16 protein-coding genes and 1 pseudogene are annotated in these 21,103 nt (G+C 63.5%); 6 read left to right on the plus strand and 11 right to left on the minus strand.

Annotation, left to right across the window (positions count from 1 at the left end):
- Window positions 1–5: 5 nt before the first annotated feature.
- Genes G6N15_RS01645 through clpS form a run of 3 tightly spaced genes read right to left on the minus strand, consistent with a single transcriptional unit; the run spans window position 6 to window position 1,952 of the window.
- A complete protein-coding gene (locus G6N15_RS01645) occupies window positions 6–1,037 on the minus strand; it encodes a P1 family peptidase (protein ID WP_083084018.1) in 1,032 nt (343 codons plus the stop codon).
- Between the two features lie 16 nt (window positions 1,038–1,053).
- Window positions 1,054–1,626: an oxidative stress transcriptional regulator AosR gene (gene aosR, locus G6N15_RS01650; RefSeq protein WP_083084015.1), complete on the minus strand. Its 573-nt coding sequence runs from the start codon at window positions 1,624–1,626 to the stop codon at window positions 1,054–1,056.
- Between the two features lie 23 nt (window positions 1,627–1,649).
- Window positions 1,650–1,952: an ATP-dependent Clp protease adapter ClpS gene (gene clpS / locus G6N15_RS01655; protein WP_083084012.1), complete on the minus strand. Its 303-nt coding sequence runs from the start codon at window positions 1,950–1,952 to the stop codon at window positions 1,650–1,652.
- A 47-nt stretch (window positions 1,953–1,999) separates the two neighbouring features.
- Between clpS and G6N15_RS01660 the strand changes: the two genes are divergently transcribed.
- The 3 genes from G6N15_RS01660 to G6N15_RS01670 all read left to right on the plus strand — a co-directional run bounded on the left by G6N15_RS01660 (window position 2,000) and on the right by G6N15_RS01670 (window position 7,298).
- On the plus strand, window positions 2,000–3,313 hold the full coding sequence (locus G6N15_RS01660) for a nicotinate phosphoribosyltransferase (RefSeq protein WP_083084009.1): 1,314 nt from the start codon (window positions 2,000–2,002) through the stop codon (window positions 3,311–3,313).
- A 31-nt stretch (window positions 3,314–3,344) separates the two neighbouring features.
- The gene (locus G6N15_RS01665; RefSeq protein ID WP_163747892.1) at window positions 3,345–5,315 is read left to right on the plus strand and encodes an ATP-dependent DNA helicase; all 1,971 of its coding nucleotides are present in this window, start codon (window positions 3,345–3,347) and stop codon (window positions 5,313–5,315) included.
- 153 nt (window positions 5,316–5,468) lie between these two features.
- The gene (locus tag G6N15_RS01670) at window positions 5,469–7,298 is read left to right on the plus strand and encodes a S9 family peptidase (protein ID WP_083090049.1); all 1,830 of its coding nucleotides are present in this window, start codon (window positions 5,469–5,471) and stop codon (window positions 7,296–7,298) included.
- Between the two features lie 580 nt (window positions 7,299–7,878).
- Here the strand turns inward: G6N15_RS01670 and G6N15_RS01675 are convergent.
- Both G6N15_RS01675 and G6N15_RS01680 read right to left on the minus strand, forming a co-directional pair.
- Window positions 7,879–9,003: a BTAD domain-containing putative transcriptional regulator gene (locus G6N15_RS01675; RefSeq protein WP_083090047.1), complete on the minus strand. Its 1,125-nt coding sequence runs from the start codon at window positions 9,001–9,003 to the stop codon at window positions 7,879–7,881.
- A gap of 299 nt (window positions 9,004–9,302) precedes the next feature.
- Window positions 9,303–9,767, minus strand: a complete 465-nt coding sequence (locus tag G6N15_RS01680; protein WP_083090046.1) for a DUF2510 domain-containing protein — start codon at window positions 9,765–9,767, stop codon at window positions 9,303–9,305.
- Window positions 9,768–10,591: 824 nt separating this feature from the next.
- Here G6N15_RS01680 and G6N15_RS01685 point away from each other — a divergent pair.
- Window positions 10,592–11,275 carry a chymotrypsin family serine protease gene (locus G6N15_RS01685; protein ID WP_139798066.1) on the plus strand — a complete coding sequence of 228 codons (684 nt, stop codon included), beginning with the start codon at window positions 10,592–10,594 and terminating at the stop codon, window positions 11,273–11,275.
- Window positions 11,276–11,456: 181 nt separating this feature from the next.
- Here G6N15_RS01685 and G6N15_RS23020 read toward each other — a convergent pair whose 3' ends face one another.
- Both G6N15_RS23020 and G6N15_RS23695 read right to left on the minus strand, forming a co-directional pair.
- Entirely contained in the window at window positions 11,457–11,918 is a 462-nt protein-coding gene (locus G6N15_RS23020; RefSeq protein ID WP_232070322.1) for a hypothetical protein, read from the minus strand.
- 237 nt (window positions 11,919–12,155) lie between these two features.
- Window positions 12,156–12,326, minus strand: a pseudogene (locus G6N15_RS23695) (DUF2510 domain-containing protein); the annotation flags it as partial.
- 404 nt (window positions 12,327–12,730) lie between these two features.
- Between G6N15_RS23695 and G6N15_RS01695 the strand changes: the two are divergent.
- Together G6N15_RS01695 and G6N15_RS01700 are read left to right on the plus strand one after the other, a co-directional pair.
- Complete coding sequence (locus tag G6N15_RS01695) at window positions 12,731–13,399, plus strand: vWA domain-containing protein (RefSeq protein ID WP_083090044.1); 669 nt, start codon at window positions 12,731–12,733, stop codon at window positions 13,397–13,399.
- A gap of 21 nt (window positions 13,400–13,420) precedes the next feature.
- Window positions 13,421–14,527: a protein phosphatase 2C domain-containing protein gene (locus G6N15_RS01700; RefSeq protein WP_083090043.1), complete on the plus strand. Its 1,107-nt coding sequence runs from the start codon at window positions 13,421–13,423 to the stop codon at window positions 14,525–14,527.
- A 61-nt stretch (window positions 14,528–14,588) separates the two neighbouring features.
- On the opposite strand, the gene G6N15_RS01705 is transcribed toward G6N15_RS01700, so the two are convergent.
- The 4 genes from G6N15_RS01705 to G6N15_RS01720 all read right to left on the minus strand — a co-directional run bounded on the left by G6N15_RS01705 (window position 14,589) and on the right by G6N15_RS01720 (window position 20,970).
- Window positions 14,589–15,749 (minus strand): glycoside hydrolase family 3 N-terminal domain-containing protein, encoded by a 1,161-nt coding sequence (locus G6N15_RS01705; RefSeq protein WP_372506473.1) that lies wholly within the window; start codon window positions 15,747–15,749, stop codon window positions 14,589–14,591.
- Window positions 15,750–16,034: 285 nt separating this feature from the next.
- Window positions 16,035–18,683 carry a protein kinase domain-containing protein gene (locus G6N15_RS23025; protein ID WP_232070323.1) on the minus strand — a complete coding sequence of 883 codons (2,649 nt, stop codon included), beginning with the start codon at window positions 18,681–18,683 and terminating at the stop codon, window positions 16,035–16,037.
- A 270-nt stretch (window positions 18,684–18,953) separates the two neighbouring features.
- Window positions 18,954–19,643: a serine hydrolase gene (locus G6N15_RS01715; protein WP_139798077.1), complete on the minus strand. Its 690-nt coding sequence runs from the start codon at window positions 19,641–19,643 to the stop codon at window positions 18,954–18,956.
- Window positions 19,644–20,166: 523 nt separating this feature from the next.
- A complete protein-coding gene (locus G6N15_RS01720) occupies window positions 20,167–20,970 on the minus strand; it encodes an Rv3717 family N-acetylmuramoyl-L-alanine amidase (RefSeq protein WP_083090129.1) in 804 nt (267 codons plus the stop codon).
- Window positions 20,971–21,103 lie beyond the last annotated feature (133 nt).

Genomic DNA, 21,103 nt, shown 5'->3' on the forward strand with positions numbered 1-21,103 from the left:
CATCGTCACCGGCGCGGTCGCTCGAATGCTCCGGGCAACGTGTCCCGGTAGGTCGGTATTCCGGCCACCGACTCGGCGGCAACCACGCCGACCAGCACGGCGCGGGCCAGGCAGTCGGCTGCCGCCGACCCCACTGCGGTTACCAGCGCCGTCTCCGGAGAAAAGGCAGCCGGCGTATCCACGGGTGGCGGCACCTCGACCGCCCCGGTGGCCAGCGCGAACACCATATCGCCGTCCACCGGGGTGTGCGCGGGCCGGATGCTGCGGGCCAGTCCGTCGTGGGCGGTGCTGGCGACCTGCCGGCAAGCGGCCGGACTGAGCGCGGCATCGGTGGCGACCACCGCAACCGCCGTGTTCAGCGAGCTCAACGGGCTTTCGAGCTGCGCCAGGGTGGCGAGCTCGTCGGTCGGCGGCGGCCTCAGCCCGAACTCCTCGGCCAGCTGCGCCATCCACGGAAGCCCGGTGGCCTGGTCGATGACATTGCCCGCAGAGTTCACGGCGACCAGCGCTCCGACCGTCACCCCGGACGGCAGCGTCGTCGACGCCGTACCGACACCGCCCTTGAGCACGCCTGCACAGGCTCCCACGCCGGCGCCGACCGTGCCGACGTCGACCTCGACGCCGGCAGCCTCACAGGCGGCGTACCCGAACTCGGCGGTGGGCCGGCAGGCCCAGTCGCCGACGTCCAGATCGAAGATCACCGCTCCGGGCACGATGGGCACCACCCCACCGGCCAGTGCGACGCCGCGGCCGTGTTCCTCTAACCAGAGCATGACGCCGTCGGCGGCCGCCAAGCCGTAGGCGCTGCCCCCGGCGATGAGCACCGCGTCGACGTAGCGCACGCTGTTGGCTGGGTCGAGCAGATCGGTCTCGCGGCTGCCGGGTGCCCCGCCGCGAGCGTCGACGGCACCGACCGTGCCCGGCGGTGTCACGACGACGGTGACGCCACGCGCCCAGCCGCTGCCCCTGGCCGCGTCGGGATCGAGCCGGTGGTAATGGCCGACGAGGATGCCTCCGACGTCGGTGATCGAGTTCATCGCGTCGCCATCCGCGTCATCGGCGCCCCATCAACGCCAGCACCAGGTATTCCTGCAAGACGGTCAGCCACTGGTAGACGTCGAGATGCGGAGCCAGCGGATGGTCGTCTGGCAGGCGTTCCGGCCCGGCCGGGCTGATATCGAGCATGGTGCCCAGCGCCAGCCGGATGTCGTTGACCGCAGCGATCCAGGCGTTGGCGGCGTCCTCGGTCAGCTCGAGCCGACCGCCGTCGTCCGGAACGGTGTCCAACAGCTGTTGCGCAGCAACGCGTTTGGCGTCGATGATCTCCGGTTCGTGCAAGCTGCGCAAAGCGGCGTTGAGACTTTCGGCCGCGTCGGGATCTTCCTCGTCCGGCCGGGAGAAATCGGGCAGCAGCCGCCGCAGCGTCGCGTCCCCCGGCGGCTCGGAATTGCCAGTCTTCATCCCGGTGATCTGCTCGAGTTCGTCTGGCGGCGTCGAAGATTCGCGTTCGTCGAGCATGGCGATCAGCGAGCCGACCAGGCTCTTCAGCAGCGCCGCCTCATGAGGGGCCAACGCGGACCGAAACCGGGGACCATCCGCGGTCTCCACCCGCTTCCACTTGCGCACAGCGTCCTAGACGTCCTAGACCGTCAGCGGTCCTGCTGCATGGTCGCCCACAGCCCGGCGGCATGCAGCTTGGACACGTCGATTTCCATTTGTTCACGGCTGCCCGACGACACCACAGCCTTACCTTCGTTGTGGACTTGCAGCATCAGCTTGGTGGCATGCGGCTCGCTGTAGCCGAACAGCTTCTGGAAGACATAGGTCACATAGGTCATCAGGTTGACCGGATCGTCCCACACGATGGTCACCCACGGACTGGCGGTGACGTCAACCGGTTCGACATGGCGTTGTCCGGTGGTTCCCGGCTTGGTCGGCGCAGACGCAACCATGGCCCTAGGATACCGAGCCGCGGCGGCGCACCCGATACCGTTGCCGTGTGAACGACTCGGCCTGGGCTGGGCTGCTGACCGACAAGTACGAATTGACCATGCTGGCCGCTGCGCTGCGCGACGGTACCGCAGGTCGCCGAGCCACCTTCGAGCTGTTCGCCCGCCGGCTGCCAGACGGCCGCCGGTACGGGGTGGTCGCCGGCACCGGGCGGTTTCTGGAAGCGTTGCCGAGCTTCAGGTTCGACGACGATGCACTGGCAGTGCTTGCGGAATTTCTGGACCCCGGCACATTGGAATACCTGCGACGCTACGAATTCCGCGGCGATATCGACGGCTACGCCGAGGGTGAGCTGTATTTCCCTGGTTCTCCAGTACTTTCCGTGCATGGCAGCTTCGCCGAGTGCATAGTGCTCGAAACGCTGGCATTGTCAATCTTCAATCACGACAGTGCAATCGCGTCCGCTGCCGCCCGCATGGTCAGCGCCGCCCGCGAGCGTCCGTTGATCGAGATGGGCTCGCGACGAACCCACGAGCAAGCCGCGGTCGCGGCGGCGCGCGCGGCCTACATCGCCGGGTTCGCCGCCACATCCAATCTGGAGGCCCAGCGTCGATACGGGATGCCGGCAGAAGGCACCGCTGCGCACTCGTTCACTTTGCTGCACACCCACCCCGACGGGCCCGACGAGCTGGCCGCCTTCCGCGCCCAGGTCGACGCGCTCGGCACCGGAACCACACTGCTGGTGGACACCTATGACGTGACGACCGGCGTGGCCAACGCGGTGGCGGCGGCAGGCACCGGGCTTGGCGGGGTGCGCATCGACTCTGGCGAGCTGGGAGTGCTGGCCCGCCAAGTTCGAGAGCAGCTCGACCACCTTGGTGCGACCCAGACCAGGATCGTGGTGTCCGGCGACCTCGACGAGTTCGCCATCGCCGCGCTGGGCGCCGATCCGGTCGACAGCTACGGCGTCGGCACCTCGCTGGTCACGGGATCGGGCGCGCCGACGGCGAACATGATCTACAAGCTGGTGGAAGTGGACGGCATACCGGTGCAGAAACGCAGCAGCCACAAGGAATCTCAAGGTGGCCGCAAAGAAGCGATGCGAGTGTGTCGCCCGACAGGCACAATCACCGAAGAGGTCGTGCACCCTGCAGGCCACCCGCCCGATATGGCCGAGCCGTGCCGCGTGTTGACAGTCCCGCTGGTCCGCGGCGGCGGGCTGGTGGCGGACACGGATCTGCCCGCCGCGCGAAAATTGGTGGCATCGGGATTGCGCAGCCTGCCGTGGGAGGGTCTGATGTTGTCGCACGGCGATCCGGCGATCCCGACACGGCAGATCCCGGCCCGCCACCGGCAACACTGAAGGCAGGAGTAAGCCCACGCCCGACCTTTCCGTGCCTGATCTTCTGGCCGCCGCGGTGGCCGCGATCGGGGGCAGCGAACGCAGCGGCCAACTTCAGATGGCCACCGCTGTAGAGCATGCGTTTGAAACCGGAGAGCACCTTGCCGTACAAGCCGGCACCGGCACCGGCAAGTCGCTGGCGTATCTGGTGCCCGCCATCGTTCGCGCAGTCTGCGACGAGTCGCCGGTCGTGGTGTCGACCGCGACAATCGCCTTGCAGCGCCAACTCGTTGATCGCGATCTGCCGCAGTTGGTTGACTCCCTCGCCGATGCGCTACCCCGTCGGCCTCGATTCGCGCTGCTGAAGGGCCGCCATAACTACCTGTGCCTGAACAAGGTTCACAACGGCGCCGAAGCCGATGCACCGCAGGACGAACTGTTCGAGCCGCAGGCCGTCACCGCGCTCGGTCGCGACGTGCAACGGATTACGGCCTGGGCATCGGAAACCGATTCCGGTGACCGTGACGAGCTCAAGCCCGGCGTGCCGGATCGGTCGTGGGCTCACGTCAGCGTGTCCGCGCGGGAATGCCTCGGTGTGGCGCGCTGCCCATTCGGCAGCCAATGTTTCGCCGAACGAGCCCGGGCCGCTGCCGGGCGCGCCGAAATCGTCGTGACCAACCACGCGCTGCTGGCCATCGACGCCATTTCGGAATCGGCGGTGCTACCCGATCATGAGCTGCTGGTGGTCGACGAGGCACACGAGTTGGTGGACCGGGTGACGGCGGTGGCCACGGGCGAACTGACACCAGCCGCACTTGGCGCGGCCGCACGGCGCATCGGCAGGTTGATTGAACCGGAATTGATCCAACGCTTCGAGACCGCAGCCGACATGCTTACCGCGGCGATCCAGAGCGCGACGCCAGGCCGCATCGACTACCTCGACGACCAGCTGGCAACTCATCTGACGGCGCTGCGCGACGCCGCCAATGGTGCGCGGTCGGCGATCGACACGTCGCCCAGTGATCCGAAAGCAGCTTCGGCGCGCTTGGAGGCCATCGCCGCCTTGACCGAGATCGCTGACACCGCGTCGCGGATCCTGGCGTCGTTCGTCCCGGCGATCCCCGATCGCGCCGACGTGGTGTGGCTCGAACACGACGACAGTCGAGGCTCCGTCCGCTCCGCGCTGCGGGTGGCGCCGCTGTCGGTGGCCGGGCTGTTGCGGTCAAGGTTGTTCGCACGGTCGACGGTGGTGTTGACGTCGGCGACGCTCGCGCTCGGTGGATCGTTCGAAGCCATGGCCACCGCATGGGGTCTGACCGGAGGAAATGACGAGCCGCGCTGGCGCGGCCTGGACGTCGGGTCGCCGTTCCACCACGCGAAAGCCGGAATCCTTTACGTGGCAGCGCATTTGCCGCCACCCGGCCGCGATGGCGCAGGCTCGGCTGAACAGCTAAACGAGATCGCGGAGCTCGTCGAAGCCGCTGGCGGACGCACCCTGGGGCTATTCTCGTCGATGCGCGCGGCACGGGCGGCCGCCGAAGCCATGCGGGACCGGCTGTCCACCCCGGTCCTCTGTCAAGGTGACGACGGCACCGCCGCGCTGATCGAGCAGTTCGCCGCCGATGCCGCAACGTCGCTGTTCGGCACGTTGTCGCTGTGGCAGGGTGTCGACGTCCCGGGCCCGTCGCTGTCGTTGGTGATCATCGACCGCATCCCGTTCCCGCGGCCGGACGACCCGTTATTGAGTGCCCGTCAGCGCGCGGTAGCCGCGCACGGCGGCAACGGCTTCATGGCAGTCGCCGCCAGCCACGCCGCGCTGCTACTGGCGCAGGGCGCGGGGCGACTGCTGCGCGGTCTCGAGGACCGCGGTGTGGTCGCGGTGCTCGACTCGCGGATGGCCACCGCCCGCTACGGCAGCTATCTTCGCGCCTCGCTGCCGCCGTTCTGGGCGACGACCGACGCCACGCAGGTGCGCCAAGCGCTTAAGCGGCTACGGGTTGCGGTCGACAAGCGGAGTGCCTGACTTATTTACCGGCTTCCCAGGGCCTGTGGCAACAGCGGTGAACGCTTTACCGCTTCGGGGTTTTTCGAGTGTTCGCCCAGCTTCGTGGATTGTCTGCCGTCAAGCTGGCGCGAACTTAGACTCTGGGCACAACGCGACAGTGAGGGCCCCGCCATGGCCGATGTGAAACTCATCCCGCTGGAGGTACTACTAGGCAATCCGGAGCGCGCCGCGGCGCAGCTCTCGCCGGATGGCAAGCGCTTGTCGTATATGGCGCCGCTCGACGGCGTGATGAACGTGTTTGTCGGAGGTGCTGGAACGGGAGAAGATCGGCCGGTCACCCACGACACCAACCGCGGCATCCAGGGTTACCTCTGGGCTCACGACAACCGTCACATCATGTATTTGCGAGACAAAGACGGAAGCGAGAACTTCCGGCTCTACGACGTCCATCTGGAGACTGGCGTCGAGCGTGACCTCACTCCTCTCAATGATGTGCAATGCCGGCTCATCGCCCACCGCAAGGACTTTCCGAACGATGTACTCATCGGCTTGAACGAGGACAACCCACAGCTGCACGACGTCTACCACTTGGACCTGACGACGGGAAGTCTGGAGAAGATCGTCGAGAACCCCGGCTTCGTCGGCTGGGTCGTCGACACCGACTTGACGGTCCGCGGCGCGGTGACACCGCTACCGGACGCCGGCACGGTGATCATGGTGCGCGATGGCGAATCGTCCGAATGGCGGCCGCTGCTGGAGGTACCGCCGGAGGACGCGGAGTCGACAGGCCCGATCGCTTTCACGAAAGACGGCACGAGCATGTACATGCAGACGTCCGTCAACTCCAACACCGGACACCTGGTGAAGATGGATATCGCGACGGGTGCAACAGAGGTAATCGCCGAGGATCCCGTCTACGACATCGCGGGCGTGATGTTGAACCCTGACACCTATGAGGTCGAGGCGGTGACGGTCTACCGTGATCGGCTGGAATACCAGATCTTCGACAATGCGATCCGCGGGGATATCGAAGCGCTGCAACGGCTCAGCGCGGGCGAACTGGTGATCAGCGACCGAAGCGACGACGACAAGACGTGGCTTGTCGCGTTCGATGACGATGCCGGACCGGTGAAGTTCTACACCTGGGACCGTGATGCGAAGGCGGCGACGTTCCTGTTCGACCACAGGCCGCAACTCAACGGATATTCATTGGTGCCGATGGAACCCTTCAGCTTCACCGCGCGGGACGGGCTGACGATTCACGGCTACCTGTCCTTCCCGGCGGAGGTCGAGCGCACCAACCTGCCCGCGGTCTTGACAGTGCACGGCGGGCCATGGGCCCGCAACGGCTGGGGACTGGATCCCGAGGCGCAGTGGCTCGCTAACCGCGGTTACGTGTGCGTGCAGGTCAACTTCCGCGGATCCAGCGGTTACGGCAAGGACTTCCTCAACGCGGGCAATCACGAGTGGGGAGCGAAGATGCACGACGATCTGCTCGATACCGTCGATCATCTTGTAGCGCAGGGCGTCATCGATCGCGAGCGCGTCGCCATCTATGGCGGGTCCTATGGCGGGTATGCCGCACTGATCGGTGCGACGTTCACCCCTGACGTCTTCAAATGTGCGATCTCGATGGTCGGCCCATCGAATTTGAACACGCTCATCGACTCGTTTCCTGAGTATTGGAAGCCGATGCTTGCGATGTGGCACAAGCGAGTTGGCGAGGACAAGGACTTTCTGTGGTCACGTTCCCCGTTGTCGAGGGTCGAGGACATCAGGATTCCCATCCTGATCGCCCAGGGAGAGAACGATCCACGCGTGAAAAGGGCGGAGTCAGAACAGATCGTCGCTGCCATGAAAGAGCGTGGGATCGACCACGAATACGTGATGTACCAGAACGAGGGTCACGGCCTGGCGAAGCCAGAGAATCGACTGGATTTCTATCACCGGGCGGACCGGTTCCTCGCCAAGCACCTCGGCGGTCGGGCGGAGAGCTGTTAGGCGCACATTCGCCAGAAAGGACTCACAAATGCCACCCCAGAGCCGTAAGCAAGAGAGGGCGATGCGGCGTCAACAGGCAGGGCTGGGGTACAAGTTGGCCTTAGGGCTAACCGCGGTCGCTGCCATCGTCGGCGGCTTCGTCAGCATGGTCATATTTCATGCGCCCCTCTTCATAGGCGGTAGGCTCGGCTTCCTCCTCGGCGGGTGGCTCATTTTCCTCATTTATGGCGGCCCCGGGTTCGCTCCCTTTGCCGCGTTGTATTTGATTCTCTGGTACAACCCTCCAGGGACAAAAGTGCAGGAGAAGCCGCCGACTACGTCAGGTGGCCCCGTAGACTGAAGCGCACGAAAAGTCCACGAAGGTGAGGTGTCTGCACTGCCAGCATTTGTAGACGGTGCAAGTCAGCCATAAGCATTCTCGTTCGAGCAATGCAACGCACCTCTAACGCGCCGTACTTGCGCCCGCTAGACGGCGGTGGCAAGGGACGTGTTGGCGCCGTGGCTGCGGAGTAGTGAGTAGATTCAGTCCAGGGTGGGGCCCGCACCAATCGGAATCAGGATCGGCAAAACGGCCTTCTGGCTATGGTTTGAGCTCGAAGGTGAACTCGTGGCTGCAGATGCGGATGTGGTCACCATCGGCCAGGATGGCACTGGGATGCAGGCGGCGGCCTTCCACCAGCACGCCGTTCGCTGATCTCAAATCAATGATCATGAAATTGGTTCCGGTATCGATGATTACTGCGTGATGCCGACTGACGTCGACGTCGTCGAGAACGATGTCATTGTCCGTCAGGCGCCCGATCCGGGTGGCCGGCGCCTGTAGCGGATGGCGTCGCCCAGCTGTATCCCGTAATCCTCCGACGGCAGACTGGCGGTTGACGCCAGTGTGCGTGGTGCTGAGCGTGCGTACCGCGGTGGTCTTGGCTGCCTGCATGGCATCTAAACGCTCTTGGCGCAGGATGCGCACGTGCAGAGCCTCGACCGTAGGGCCCGGGTCGATGCCAAGTTCCTCGGCCAGCACCGTTTTCAGTCGCCGATAGGCATCTAGCGCGTCGGATTGACGTTCAGCAACGTAATAGGCAGTCATCAGCTGCGCCCACAACGGTTCTCGGTAGGGATGCTCGGCAGCAAGTTCTTCGAGTTCGCCAATAACGGCATCGGCGCGCCCGCAGGCGATTTCGGCTTCTGCGCGGGCGGTATGGGCCCACACATTTTCTTCGGTCAGCGCGGTTGCGAACGCATCGACGAATGGGAAGTCGCGTAAGTCATCAAGTACCGGCCCCCGCCATTCGGCCAGTGCACCTGTCAGGTGGCTGCTGGCCTGTTCGAAGTGTCCCGCCGCGGCGGCGCGGATTCCCGCGGTCTTCTTGGCGATGAAACGGTCCAGATCGCAGTCGCCGTCAGCCACACTGAGCCGATACCCCGGCGGTGCGCTGGCCAATACCGCGTGGGGGTCCACGTGCGCGCTGGCCAGAATCCGACGCAGGTTGGAGATGTAGGAGTGGATGCTTGCGCGCGCCGCCGGCGCAGGGGATTGATCCCAGGCGGCGTTGACCAGTGAGTCCCTCCCCACCGCCCGATTGCGGTTGATCAGCAGTATGGCCAACACCGCCCGCTGCTTGGGCGTACCCAACCCGACCGGGTTGCCGGCCACGGTCATCAACAACGGTCCCAGGAGACCGAACTCGAGACGACTATCGGCCATGGCGCTTCCAGTCCTCCAGGTCATCTACGATGTCAGGCTCTTATTGTGACGCCGCCGCGCCAATCGGTGACCACGATCGCCGACTTGGGAGTTCGGCCGCCCGCCCGCGTAGTCGTCGGTCGGCCGGGCCGACGGCGCTCGCGGCAACCAACGCTGTTTCATCCATCGGGCAAGCGGCGCCTTGGCGCGCAGGAGGTATGCCGCTTGCTGCAATCCAGCTAGACCGTCGCGGGCAGTGGGGCAATCGGCAGAAGCTTCTAGAACACGGCGCAGTCAACACCGTGCGGACGATGTCGGCTCTACGCGTAACCGTGGGCTTGGTTCTGCTTGACAGCCTCCTGGTGGCATGCCACTGCTGACCAGATGTAGAGGCCGAGCATGGGGATCACTCCGATGAATAACGCGAACATCAAGATCAAAATGACTGGCCACATACAAAGCATGATGAGGCACGTCTTCCTGTCGCCCCCCATCAGGAACAGTACGAGGGGTGGCAGCAGGAGGCCGCCAATTGCGTAGAGGATTGGCATCTTGTACACGTAGGAGTTGCCCGGGGGCTGCTGAGCCGCGTTAGCGGTGACGCCTTGGCTTCGGGGCAACGGCGCCAGCTTTGCCTGGGCAGCCGGTCCTCTGGTGGAAGGTGCGGCGACGCTCGGTGGTGTCGCGGTCATGTCTTGGTGCCATTTTTGGCCGTCCCAGTACATTTGGCCACTCTTGCCGGTGGGGTCCTTGTACCAGCCAGCTGGCGGTTGTTGTGTCGTCATGGTCTTTGTCTTTCTTCGGGCGAAATTGGGGTCAAGTGCCGTGATGGCGTCGGTTGGTCGCTGTAACCGGTCGGTGCGGCCGGTACACAAAGGTTCCGGCAAACGGCTTGAAAGATTCTTGGCGTATTCCTGCGGTGCGGCCCGGCACAGAAGCGGGTAAGGATGCCGATGGCCCCTGTGGGGTGCCCTCTGGGTTGAGGCCCACGCGGCGGTGGAGCACTGGGTCTACTTAGCAGGTGTTATCAGCGACATGCTTGAGCATCACGTCTCCTCACATAATCTCGGGCGTCGAGAATGCGGCAATCATCGCACCGGCCGGCGCAAAAATCTCGCGTAGCGCACTACCCGATTTTCCAAAGACGGGCAGCACCGAATACACCCGTCGGGGAGATCAGCCAACGGCGTGCCCCAACCGGTCGGTTCGCGAACTGATGTGATTGTCAGCCTACCGCCAGCCCGTAGGAGCTTGCATTCTCGCCGTTGCGGTGCTTCTAGGGCCAAAGTTGTTGAGTAGTAAATCTATTGAATGTAGCCACCTGATCGTGGAGTAAATCACCCGCCAGGTGATCATCAGAGCGGCCGCGCACCCAGGCGCACGAGTGAGTTCGGCTTTCCCAACGCGCATGTTCGCTAAAAAGAGGTCCAGAATCCTTCAAGGACTCCCCCGCACCCTAACTATGCGAATTTGCCTACCGGTCGCTTAACGAGAGCGCTGCTTACCCACTCGAATGTCTGACAGCAGGGGAAGGAGAAATGGGAAAAGCATCAGTAGGACCGTGTCCGCCGCCGCTGCCTCCGCTCCGGTGACCGCCAAACCGCCGCCCATGATCACCAAACTGCTCACCGCGCTGGTTACCACTGTTGCCATGGCAACCAGCGCCCCCGCAACTGCTCACGCTGCTGGAGGTCTGCTGACCGTCGGGATGAAACTGACCTTCAACAGCCGCGGCTGCTCGCTGGGCTTCTTCGCCACCGACTCCACCGGAGATCAGCTCGCCGTCACAGCCGGGCACTGCTCAAGCGGGCTTCACCAACGGGTTTACAACACCTTCGGAGACCAGATAGGGGAAGTCGTCGCATGGCAGCCAGATGTCGAGGACAGTGACGGAAAGCTTACTGGCTCACGCGGATTCACTATCATCTACACCTACAAAACCTTCCGCATTGAAGCATTTTTTACGGGCGTCGGAACTGTGAAGGTTGGGGATCGTGTCCGGCTTTACGGGGAGCGAACCACCGGCACGAACGGCACGATCACGAATGTGTCCTATACCGCAGATCGTCCAGATTTGGACCTGCTCACTGCCGATATTGTGCAACTACCGGGTGATTCGGGCGGCCCTTGGTTCTCCCTGGGGCCTACGTTGGTCGGTATCGCATCCAGCGCTGACGAAGAGAATGGTGGGGGTTCTCGAGGCGCTCAGGCCCAGCCCCTCGGCTCGCTTGAGCACGAAATCAATGCTGTTGCGCGCTACGGTCAGGGTTTCTCCGTTTACACGGAAGGCTAAGCGCCTTCACCACAGCACCGAAAGCCGCTCTGCAATCCTGCTATGCCACAAGGGCTTTCGATGGGTTCCGTCTACCGGCTACCAGTCGTTGCCGGTAGAGCCTCGGCACGGCCTCGACAAACCAAATGGTCAGGCCGACCACGGCAAGCAGTCGGCTCAGAGTGGGTGCCGGGCCCAGGCCTTAGTAGGTCTGTTTCTGGGTCTGTGATCGAAGCATCCAGAGCCGGACGACGCCTACAACGATGATAATGACCGCTACCCCGTACAACAGCAGCCCAACTGCCGGCGAGACGTTCACGCCGTCGTCGTCGCTGCTGGAAGAAGCATCGTGGAACCAAATCAGCATCAGGGCACCGAGCACGCAGACCACGATGCTGAGGCCGATGAGACGCCAGACCGCCACCTGAGATCCCGACAGGGCAGGCCATGCCAGCGCGGCGGCAATGCCAACCAACAAGAAAACGTAAAGCTTCGCCGCACCATTGGTTGAAACGTCAATCGATAGCAACCCCACGGCAGTGACTGTGGCATATGGGAAGAAAGTCGCAATGACGGCGAGAACAAGGCCCCCGAATAGAAGCCAAGTCGTGAGGGAAAACCTTTCGACGATGCCCTTGACCGTGGCAACACCGTCGGACGGCATTCGAGCGTCGGAGCCTTCAGGTGGTGCGCTAGGAGGAGGCCACGCTGGGGGAGGTGGTTGTGGAGGAATACCAGTCCCCTGGTCCGCTGCTGCGCTGAGATAGCCCGGCGGAGGCGGAAGCGTGGACCCAGCTGCTGAAGAAGTTGGCGCGACAACTTGTGGGGGCGGCAGATCAGGCGAGGGCGGAGGGCCCTGCGGCGGCGGGGGCATGGCGGCCGGACGCGCGGGCGGCAATGTCGACTTTCGCTGACGGTGCGGGGTCCAGTCTTGGCCATCCCAGTAACGCTGTGCGTTGGGATCCTTAGGGTCGTCGTACCAGCCGGGCTGGTTGGGCGTCGTCATGGGCAGATCCTCCCGGTTGGCTGAACTGCACCTTGTGACAAGGAGAATAGCCCTGACATCGGCCATCAGTGACGTTTACCGTCACTATTCTTTCCGGACGCTCCGGAAGCATGCAGGGTCCGTCTAAATCGATTGGAACTCCGGCGCGGCCAGCTGATTTCGCCGGCCGTTTCATTGTCAACATCGGCAGGATCACATGGCCACGGGCAGGACCCTGTTAGCAAGCTCTCTCACCCAAACTGGTTAGCGCGCAGGGAATCCAGAGGCATAGAACTCTGGCTATGGTCGTTCCATCCGAAGTACTGATGCCCGGTGTATCCGGCGGGACGGGCACTCGGCCGTCAAAAGGCTTCACGTCACGGCTAATGCACGCGAAAAGGTACCGGTAGGCGAACAGAGCAGTAAACTTTGACGGCCGGGTTGACGAGGTCGCGGTCGTCGACCCACCCGACGGCGAGAGTAGGTGTCCCGTGACCGAGCCTAAGGGATCAATCCTTCCGGTCTATTTTGTTGCCGATGAGTCCGGCTCGATGGGCCGCAGTATCGGCGAACTCAACGATGGTCTGGCCGCCCTGCACGACGCTTTGCAACGGGAGTCGTTCGCTGCGGCGAAGGTGCGATTGTCGGTGATCGGCTTTTCCGACACCGCGTTTACCTACCTCGAACCCGCTGATTTGCGTGTCCTTCAGGGAATGCCGGTGCTGACGGCCCAGAGCTTGACCTCTTATGCCGCAGCCTTCGACCAACTCGCCTACCGGATCAGCGTTGACATCCCCGGTCTGAAAGCTCAGGGATACACGGTGCATCGGCCGGCAGTGTTTTTCTTAACCGATGGGCTGCCGAACGAACATGAGGATTGGCGCTCAGTTCGAGCGAATTTGCTGGCCCAGCCAGCGGCGCCCAACATCCTTGCATTCGGGATCGGGGATGCCGACGCCGCGGTCATATGCGAAATTGCGACCAAGCCGCACTTCGCCTTCGTTGCCGCACGCGGGGTGGACACCGGTGCGGCGATCTCAGAGTTCCTTACCTCGCTGACACAGTCGGTTATCAGCTCCGGGCAGGCTCTCGCGTCCGGCTCGGCCGAGTTGCAATTTGAAAAACCAGAAGGGTTCACCTTGGCCGTGGACGTCGTGTAGGCCGGTCTCAGCCGGTGCGTCATGGTCGCCTTCAAACGCAGACGAAAAGACGAAGCACCTTGCGACGAGGATCCCACCGCGCCGCTGGAGCAACCGACCATCCAGCAGACACCTACCGCGGTCGAGCCGATCGCAGTTAAGACGAGCACATCGGCCTCCAGGGTGTCGGGAGTTGCCGAGGTCGTGGGCACCACCGTCATCCCGCAGATCACAGTGGGATCACCCTCGCCGAGTGTGGAACCATCAGCAATCGCTACGAGCTATTGCTCGTGGCCTTTTCGGCCCGATGTAGTGATCGATGGTTGGTCTACCGATGCCATGACCGTGCGTGGGGTGTCGCAACGGGGACACCTGCACCGCTATAACGGCGCGCCACGTCAGGATGATTTCGCGCTGCACCATCTACCCGACGGGCGTGTGGTTGTCGTTGTCGCCGACGGTGTTTCAGCTGCTCGACAATCGCATATCGGCGCCAGCACCGCCACCAGGCAAGCCGCTGAATGGCTGTACTCTCACCTCGGCGATGACACTGCCGACACGGACTGGTTGACCATGCTCAAGACCACCGCGTGGGCCCTGAGCGAGCGAGCGCAAACCCTTCTGGGACTTGACGCGCCCGACCCCGTTCGCGCTGAGCAGGAACTCGCCACCACTTTGGCGTGCGCAGTCATCGAGCCGACCGGTCCGCATAGCCTGCGGGCCTGCCTGGTGAGTGCCGGTGACTCCGCCGCCTGGCTGCTGTCAGCCGGACGGTTCGTCGAGGTGCTCGCCGGCAAGACCGTGACAGCCTCCGGGATCGCGTCATCGGCGGTGATTGGATTGCCCCGCGTGCCAACGGAAGTGACGCCCGCAGTGGTCGACGTGGCATATGACGACGTGCTATTGATCGGCACCGACGGAATCGGAGATCCTCTGGGCGCCGGACAGGGCGGGGTGGGCGACCTGTTTCGCGAAGTGTTGACGAAACCATCGCCGCCTTCGCTGATCGAGTTCGCTCACGCAGTGGACTTCAGCCGTGAAACCTTTGACGACGACCGGACCCTTGTCGCGGTATGGCCAAAAAGACAGATAGCCCAGGACACCGTGGTACAGCCGCGGCGAGGTAGTGCCGTGAAGGGTCTGCAATGACGCGGCAGGTGATCGAGCGCGACACGGCTTCGGGCTGCGCCGTCAAGGAAGCCTGGGGCGGTCAATGGCGACAGTGGTTGAGTGCCTTGGCCTCTGCCATCCGCCGTACCGAAGCGTCGATCTTGGGCGCGCTCAACTCACCATCGGCCAGCGCGGCAACCAATCGGTCGAGCACCGCCGGAACCTCGGTGGTGCTCACCCACAGTGCGGTGTCGGCACCGGCCTGCAGGGCCTTCAACGCCGCCTCAGCAACGCCGTAGCGGTCGGTGATCGCCTTCATGGTCGATAGGTCGTCGGTGAACACGGGGCCATTAAACGGCGGCCCGCCATAGCCGGTTCCGTTGCGCAACAGGGCAACTGCGGACGGGCTTAGGCTGGCGGGGTCGCTGCCAGTCAAACCTGGCACCTGCATGTGGCCGATCATCACACCGACCGGCGCCTTAGCCACCAGCGTTTGGTAGGGCACGAGGTCAAAAGTTTTCAGGTCGTCTATCGGGGGGGTGACTACCCCAGCTGTGTGCGAGTCCCCGGACGCACGGCCGTGTCCGGGAAAGTGTTTGAGCACCGGCAGCAAGCCTGCGTCACGCAGTCCGTTCGCGTACGCGCCGGCGTACTGCGTCACCAGCGCGGGGTTCGCGCTGAACGACCGGTCCCCGATCACCGTGTCATCGGGCGCGTCGGTGACGTCGACGACCGGCGCGAAATCGATTGTGATGCCGTAGCTGCGCATCTTTCGGCCGCGCTCCAAAGCCAGCTCGTACACCTCCGTGGGCGACATGGTCTGCGCAAGCACGCGTGCCGACCGCGCCTCGCCGATCAGCGATGACAACCGTTCAACCCGGCCACCCTCCTCATCGACACTGACCGCGAGCGCCAGGGGGCCCGCTGAGCGGCCGATGGCGTTCAGCGTGCCGTCGGTCAACATCGACAGGTCGGTCCAGCTGGTGATGAAGATTCCCCCTACGTGCTGGGTCGCTACAACGGCACGCGCGTCGGCTGCGTCAGTCACCCCGACCATCAGCAACTGCGCGAGCTTGTCCCGAGCCGACATCGAAGCCAGATACGATGATGCGACACCGCAACCCGGCGGCGCAGGATTGACCGTCGGCGTCGTCCCGTGACTTGGCAATCCCGTCGGTTGGGCCGCTTTCGGCGACGGGACGGAGTGGTGCGTGCGGGTCAGCTGAACGCCGGCGAATACGCCACCGACCACCAAAGCCACGGCCACAATAGCGCCGCCGACTGTTGCGGCGCGCCGGCGCGATCGGTCCGGACGAGCCGGGGTTGGTAACCGGTGGCGCTGCGTATGCGGCGACGACTCGCCCTGGGCGGCTCGAGCTGGCGGTGTGGCTGAAGTTACGTTGCGGCGTTGGGTGTGTGCGTCCGCGGGGAGCGCCTCAGGGAAATCGGCCGAGTTGTCGGATCTTTCGCCGGGATTCTTCGATCTGCGGGGGCGCCTGGAGCGGTTGGGTCGCTGCTGCCCATTATTTGTCATACAGATCGCCCATCAGGGTTTGTGGGTTCCATTTGGGCCAAGCGTCGTGCTGACCATTTCAGCGCTGCAATGATCTAGATCCCTATTTTGGCTCGTGCACCAACTCAGCACACTGTCGGCGTCGCCGAAGGTTTGCGGCACAACGGTGACCCAATAGTCAGGGTGGTCGTATGTTGTCCAGTCGCCCGACCAAAGAAGTTTGGCGCCGTACTGCTGACGGAGCCTCTGATGTTCCTGGAGTATCTGTTGGTTGTGGTACTCCACACCGTCTTCGGTGTCGAAGGTCCACGGTTGCGTGGAATGTTTGGAACTGAGTTGCGGGACCCAGTGATCGGCGAGTTGGGCGCCGACGAAGGGCCGATCGCCAGCGGCGAGTTGCTGCAGCTGCTGAAGGGCGGCCGCCTCAGGATCGGCCGGGGGCGTGTTGGGTGAATTGGTTGGGGTGGAGTAGGAGTCGGACGGGTATGCCGCCGATGGTTCGGGTGAGGTTGTTGGTGCGCTTGTTGGTGTGCTGGTGTTGTGGGTGGCCAGGGTTACCGCGATGACGGTGACGAGGACGACGATGGCTGCCGCGACACCGACGCCGGCCCAAATTTTGGCCGGTGAGGCGGGTTGGCGTTGTGGTGGTGGCGGCGCCCAGGTGGGGGGTGGCGGTGGTGTGGAATACGGCGGTGGCGGGGCAGACGCGGGTGGGGCCGGTGGGACGCTCACCGGTGGTCGAGAATGCACCACCGGGGTCGGCGGCGGCGCCGGTGCGACACTCACCGGCGTGGCAGTCGGGGTCGCGGTCTTTTTTTGGTGCTGGGCGTGTTCGATGGCATGACCCAGCACATAGCTCCAGGCCTCAGGCAGCGGGCGCTGCTGGGACGGGTTGCTCAGCGTGTCGGTGATGACCTGGCGCAACAACCCCGGTGTACTCGCCGGAAGGTGCTGAAGGTTTTTGGTGTCATGGTCACCGGCCAACAACCGCAGCGCCAACAAGCCCAACTTGTAGGCATCCGAATAGATGGTGGCCAAATCCTCACCGGCAGGCCGTTCCCAGCCCGGAGTCTCCATCTGCGCCAGCGCCGACACACCGTTGATGCGCATCGCGTCGCAGTCAATGAAATAGACACCCTCATGCGGGACAAGGGAAAACAACAGATTCTTCGGGGAGATATCACCCACACACACACCGTGCTTGTGCAAAAACGCCAACCCCGAAGCCACCTCCCGCAACAACGTATAGCGCTGCACCTCATCGACCACGATGCCCCGCGCCGCCAAAACCGAGGAATGATTCAACAAATGCTGAAACTCCGCGCTGGCCCGCGACACCCCCCTGACCGTCGTCAAATCGATGAAAAACTCATCAGGAATAGCCGGCATCACGAAACCCATTGGGCTACCGGCATCCTCGACCAAAGCACACGGCCACGCAGCAATCGACACCAGCCGCTCCGCCTGCGCATAAGTCAGCGACTCCTCCACCAAAGCCGGCATCGCAGCCAACGCAGTGAAATCAATCCCCGCCCGAGCCTGCGCCCGATACTCCTTATAAACCATCGACGCCGCAAACTTCGTCTTCACATTCGGCGCCCGATACACCACCCCCTGCCCACCCTGACCGATCTTGGTCAACACCCCCAACCTCTCACGCCCAATCACCTGGCGGGCCTTCACCGACTTCCCACCCCGCCCAGCAGCGGGGGCCGTGCCCGGAGTCGACTCAGCCGGCAGTGACTGGACCGAGTCGGCTGCCGCGGTAGACGGCAGCGCTGGTTCGCCACCGAGAGTGGGTCCGGCGGCGGGGCGGGCTGAGTCAGCAAGCAACGTGGGAGCAGGCTCACCCCGCGGCGCGGCGGTCGCGGTCAACGCCTGCCGGGCCGCACGGGCCAACTCCCGAGCACTCTGAAAACGCTCGTCGAGGCTTTTGGCCATCCCCTTCGCGATCACCTCATCAAAACCCGCCGGCACCGCCGAATTAACAGCGCTAGGCTTCGGCGGATCCAACGTCAGATGCCCAGCAATCTGCTGCTCCATACTGTCGCCCGGAAAAGGCGGCACACCGGTCAAACACTCATACAGCACACACGCCAACGCATACACATCGCCGCGCCCATCAGCAGTACCAGTGGTGAAACGCTCCGGAGCCATATACGCCCACGTCCCCACCATCATCCCGGTACTGGTCAACTTGGTGGCCGCAGCATCATGCGCAATACCAAAATCAATCAGATACACAAAATCGTCATCACCAGTCACCAACGCATTCGACGGCTTGACATCACGATGCACCAACCCCACCGCATGCGCGGCGTTCAACGCAGCAGCCAACTGCGCAATCACATGCACCGCCCGCTCCGGGTCCATCGGCCCATCACGCGCCAACAACCCATGCAAATCGACCCCGTCAACAACCGGCATCACCAAATACAGCTGGCCATCAACTTCCCCGGTATCAAAAATCGGAATGATATGCGGCTCAATCAACCGCGCCGCGGTATACGCCTCCCGACGAAACCGCTCCCGATAACCCGGCTCCGCGCTCAACTCAGTCGGCAACACCTTGATCGCCACATCACGGCCGATCACACTGTCATGGGCCTTAAACACCTTGCCCATGCCGCCCTCGCCGATCAACGCGATCAGCCGGTAGCGCCCAAACACCACCTCATCCACCGGCGGCCTCCATCACCAACCTGGTGCCCCATGCTAACCAACCACCCCCAAACCCACAGCCAAATCACCAACCAACCAACACCCCACCCCCACAACACCACCAATAACCGGCCACCTTCTTGCCGCCGATGGCCTACTGAATCGTGACGCCGCGACGCCAGTCCAACGCTCGGCTACCAGATATTGTCGTTGCGAACTGCCGGTAACAGGCCAGATTACTTCGGTTGGGCGGCCGTAATACGTTGAGCGGCAAGGAAAACGAGCAAAAGACTAGTGATCGCAGTGTCCCGAGGGTAATTCGGCCATGTGGGAGGTCAACCACTTGCTCACTTCAGTGAGTTCTTGAGTGCCGTCGTTGAACGACCCCGATGCCGGTTCAGTCGCCACCGCAACGGCGGTCAGTCCCGTCGGCGTCGGTAGCACCCCCAACTGCCGCACGAGATATCTACCGGTGGTTGAGGGTCCCCACCCGCCTTTGAGCCGAGTGTCCGCGATGGACCCAAGCCCCCAACGCTGGTCGTCTTCCACTTGACCCATCAGCGTGAAGATTGGTGCGCTGCTGCTGTCGCATACCGCGGCCGCAGTGAACCGGGCCTGGTTGGTAAGCGACCAGATGGTCTGACCGAAGGCGGTGAACTGGGGCCGCAGTTTCCGCCACTCCACGGTCGTCGGATCGCCGTATTTTTTCAGGAGGGCTTCGACTTTGTGCGCTGCCGTCACAGGATCACCTAGGTTTTCCCAGATTGACTCGGCGGCCGCGTTGTCCGACTCAGTGATGGCGGCCCGCATCGAGTCGGTGACCGTTGGCGGGTTCTCTTCGTCTAAGGCGGTGATGGTCAGCGGGACTTTCATCGTCGACCACGCCGGTCCACTTTCCCAGTCGCCTAAGACGAGTTGCTTTGGGTTGGCGCCCACGGCGCTGATGACGATACCCATTGTCGCGTGGAGCTTGTCCTCCAATTTTGTGAACTCTGCGGCCATTGGTGTCGCTGCGCCGCCTGCAGGCGATCCCGGTGCAGTCGTCGTCCCCGGCGGCGGTGCGGGAACGGCGGTGTGGCGCATGGACGGGTTCGGCGCCGGCAGCGGGGACGCAGGAGCTGAATGGTGCCCCGCAAATACACAACTTGTCAGGATCATACAGAGGGCCAATGCCAGGCTTATGACATCGGCGAGCGCCGACAGGGTGCGACACGAACTCAAGCGGCGTCGTCGAGCGAGCAGTCTCCTGGGCCGGACCGGCCTGGTCCGACGGGGGTTACTACTGCGACTACCGCGCATGCCCGTAGGTGCTCAGGCCGCAGAGAACGCCGGAAGACTGCCGCGACATCGTGTTGACGATCCTCCACAGAACCATTTGCTGTCAACGATTCCCACATGCCATGACGAGGTTGCCGCAGCGGTGACGGCCGCACGCGCGAAGCAGCCGCGGGTTCTCAACCCGCACGGCAGTCACCGGAAGGGATCGGCCGCGTAGCACTCCACCTCAGGTATGAGCGGCTTTTCCGCTGAGATAGGCCACTATCCCGTCAGTAACTGCCGCGGCATATTTCGCTCGCCCATCGGCACTCTGCATCTGTGCGGCGTCGTCGCCGTTTTTCATATTGCCGAGCTCGACCAGAACCGCCGGATACTGGGCCAGATTCAGCCCGGCCAGATCGGCGCGGCCGTACAGACCCTCAGAGCCGATATAGGTCGATGGTTGAAGACCTGATGCGAGCAGTGAATCGCGCATTGTGTGCGCTAGCTGCACCGCTGGGCCGCCCTGCACGTCGTTCAGCGGCGGACTGGAGTAGTTCACGTGGAACCCACGACCGGTCGCCGGGCCGCCGTCGGCGTGGATGCTCACGATCGCGTCCGGATGCATCGCATTGGCCAGCGCGGCGCGCTGATCGACGCAGGGCCCAACGGAATTGTCGTCATCCCGAGACATCTGGGTACGTGCACCCATCTGGTTGAGGGCATCACGGATACGCAGAGTGACATCCCAATTAAAGGCATGTTCGGGGTAGCTATCGTTGGTCGCGGCGCCGCTCGTGTTGCACTGTTTCGTACCGCCCCGGCCGTTGGGGACCTGCCGGGTGATCGACGAGTCGTACACGCCGTTGTGGCCCGGGTCAAGGAAGACAGCCATTCCGGCGAGGCTGACAGCGGAGGCCTTCGGTGCGTCGAACGCTGCCGGGGAGGCAAACGTCACCATTAGCACTGCGACACCAACATGCCGCAGAGCTTTCCGCCGTGCAACTTGTCGCAGTCTGCCGCGCGCAGGCGGTGCGGGCGGATCGAGCATCACAGGATAGTAGCAATCAACGCAGACGCGTTTCGCATCACGCAGTGAGGGATTGGCCGCTATGTGCTGAGTGGGCCTATGGCGCTGGTCAAGGTATCGAAGCAAGGCGCTCAGCGCAGAAGCTGCGGTGTCA

The organism is Mycobacterium noviomagense (assembly GCF_010731635.1).
GTDB lineage: Bacteria > Actinomycetota > Actinomycetes > Mycobacteriales > Mycobacteriaceae > Mycobacterium > Mycobacterium noviomagense.

Bases quoted from the DNA above. Each gene is read 5' to 3' on its own strand.
- G6N15_RS01720 (WP_083090129.1), bottom strand. From the start codon at position 20,970: ATGCTCGATCCGCCCGCACCGCCTGCGCGCGGCAGACTGCGACAAGTT.
- G6N15_RS01675 (WP_083090047.1), bottom strand. From the start codon at position 9,003: ATGGCCGATAGTCGTCTCGAGTTCGGTCTCCTGGGACCGTTGTTGATG.
- G6N15_RS01645 (WP_083084018.1), bottom strand. From the start codon at position 1,037: ATGAACTCGATCACCGACGTCGGAGGCATCCTCGTCGGCCATTACCAC.
- clpS (WP_083084012.1), bottom strand. From the start codon at position 1,952: ATGGTTGCGTCTGCGCCGACCAAGCCGGGAACCACCGGACAACGCCAT.
- G6N15_RS23020 (WP_232070322.1), bottom strand. From the start codon at position 11,918: ATGCCGTCCGACGGTGTTGCCACGGTCAAGGGCATCGTCGAAAGGTTT.
- G6N15_RS01685 (WP_139798066.1), top strand. From the start codon at position 10,592: ATGATCACCAAACTGCTCACCGCGCTGGTTACCACTGTTGCCATGGCA.
- G6N15_RS01700 (WP_083090043.1), top strand. From the start codon at position 13,421: ATGGTCGCCTTCAAACGCAGACGAAAAGACGAAGCACCTTGCGACGAG.
- G6N15_RS01680 (WP_083090046.1), bottom strand. From the start codon at position 9,767: ATGACGACACAACAACCGCCAGCTGGCTGGTACAAGGACCCCACCGGC.
- G6N15_RS01670 (WP_083090049.1), top strand. From the start codon at position 5,469: ATGGCCGATGTGAAACTCATCCCGCTGGAGGTACTACTAGGCAATCCG.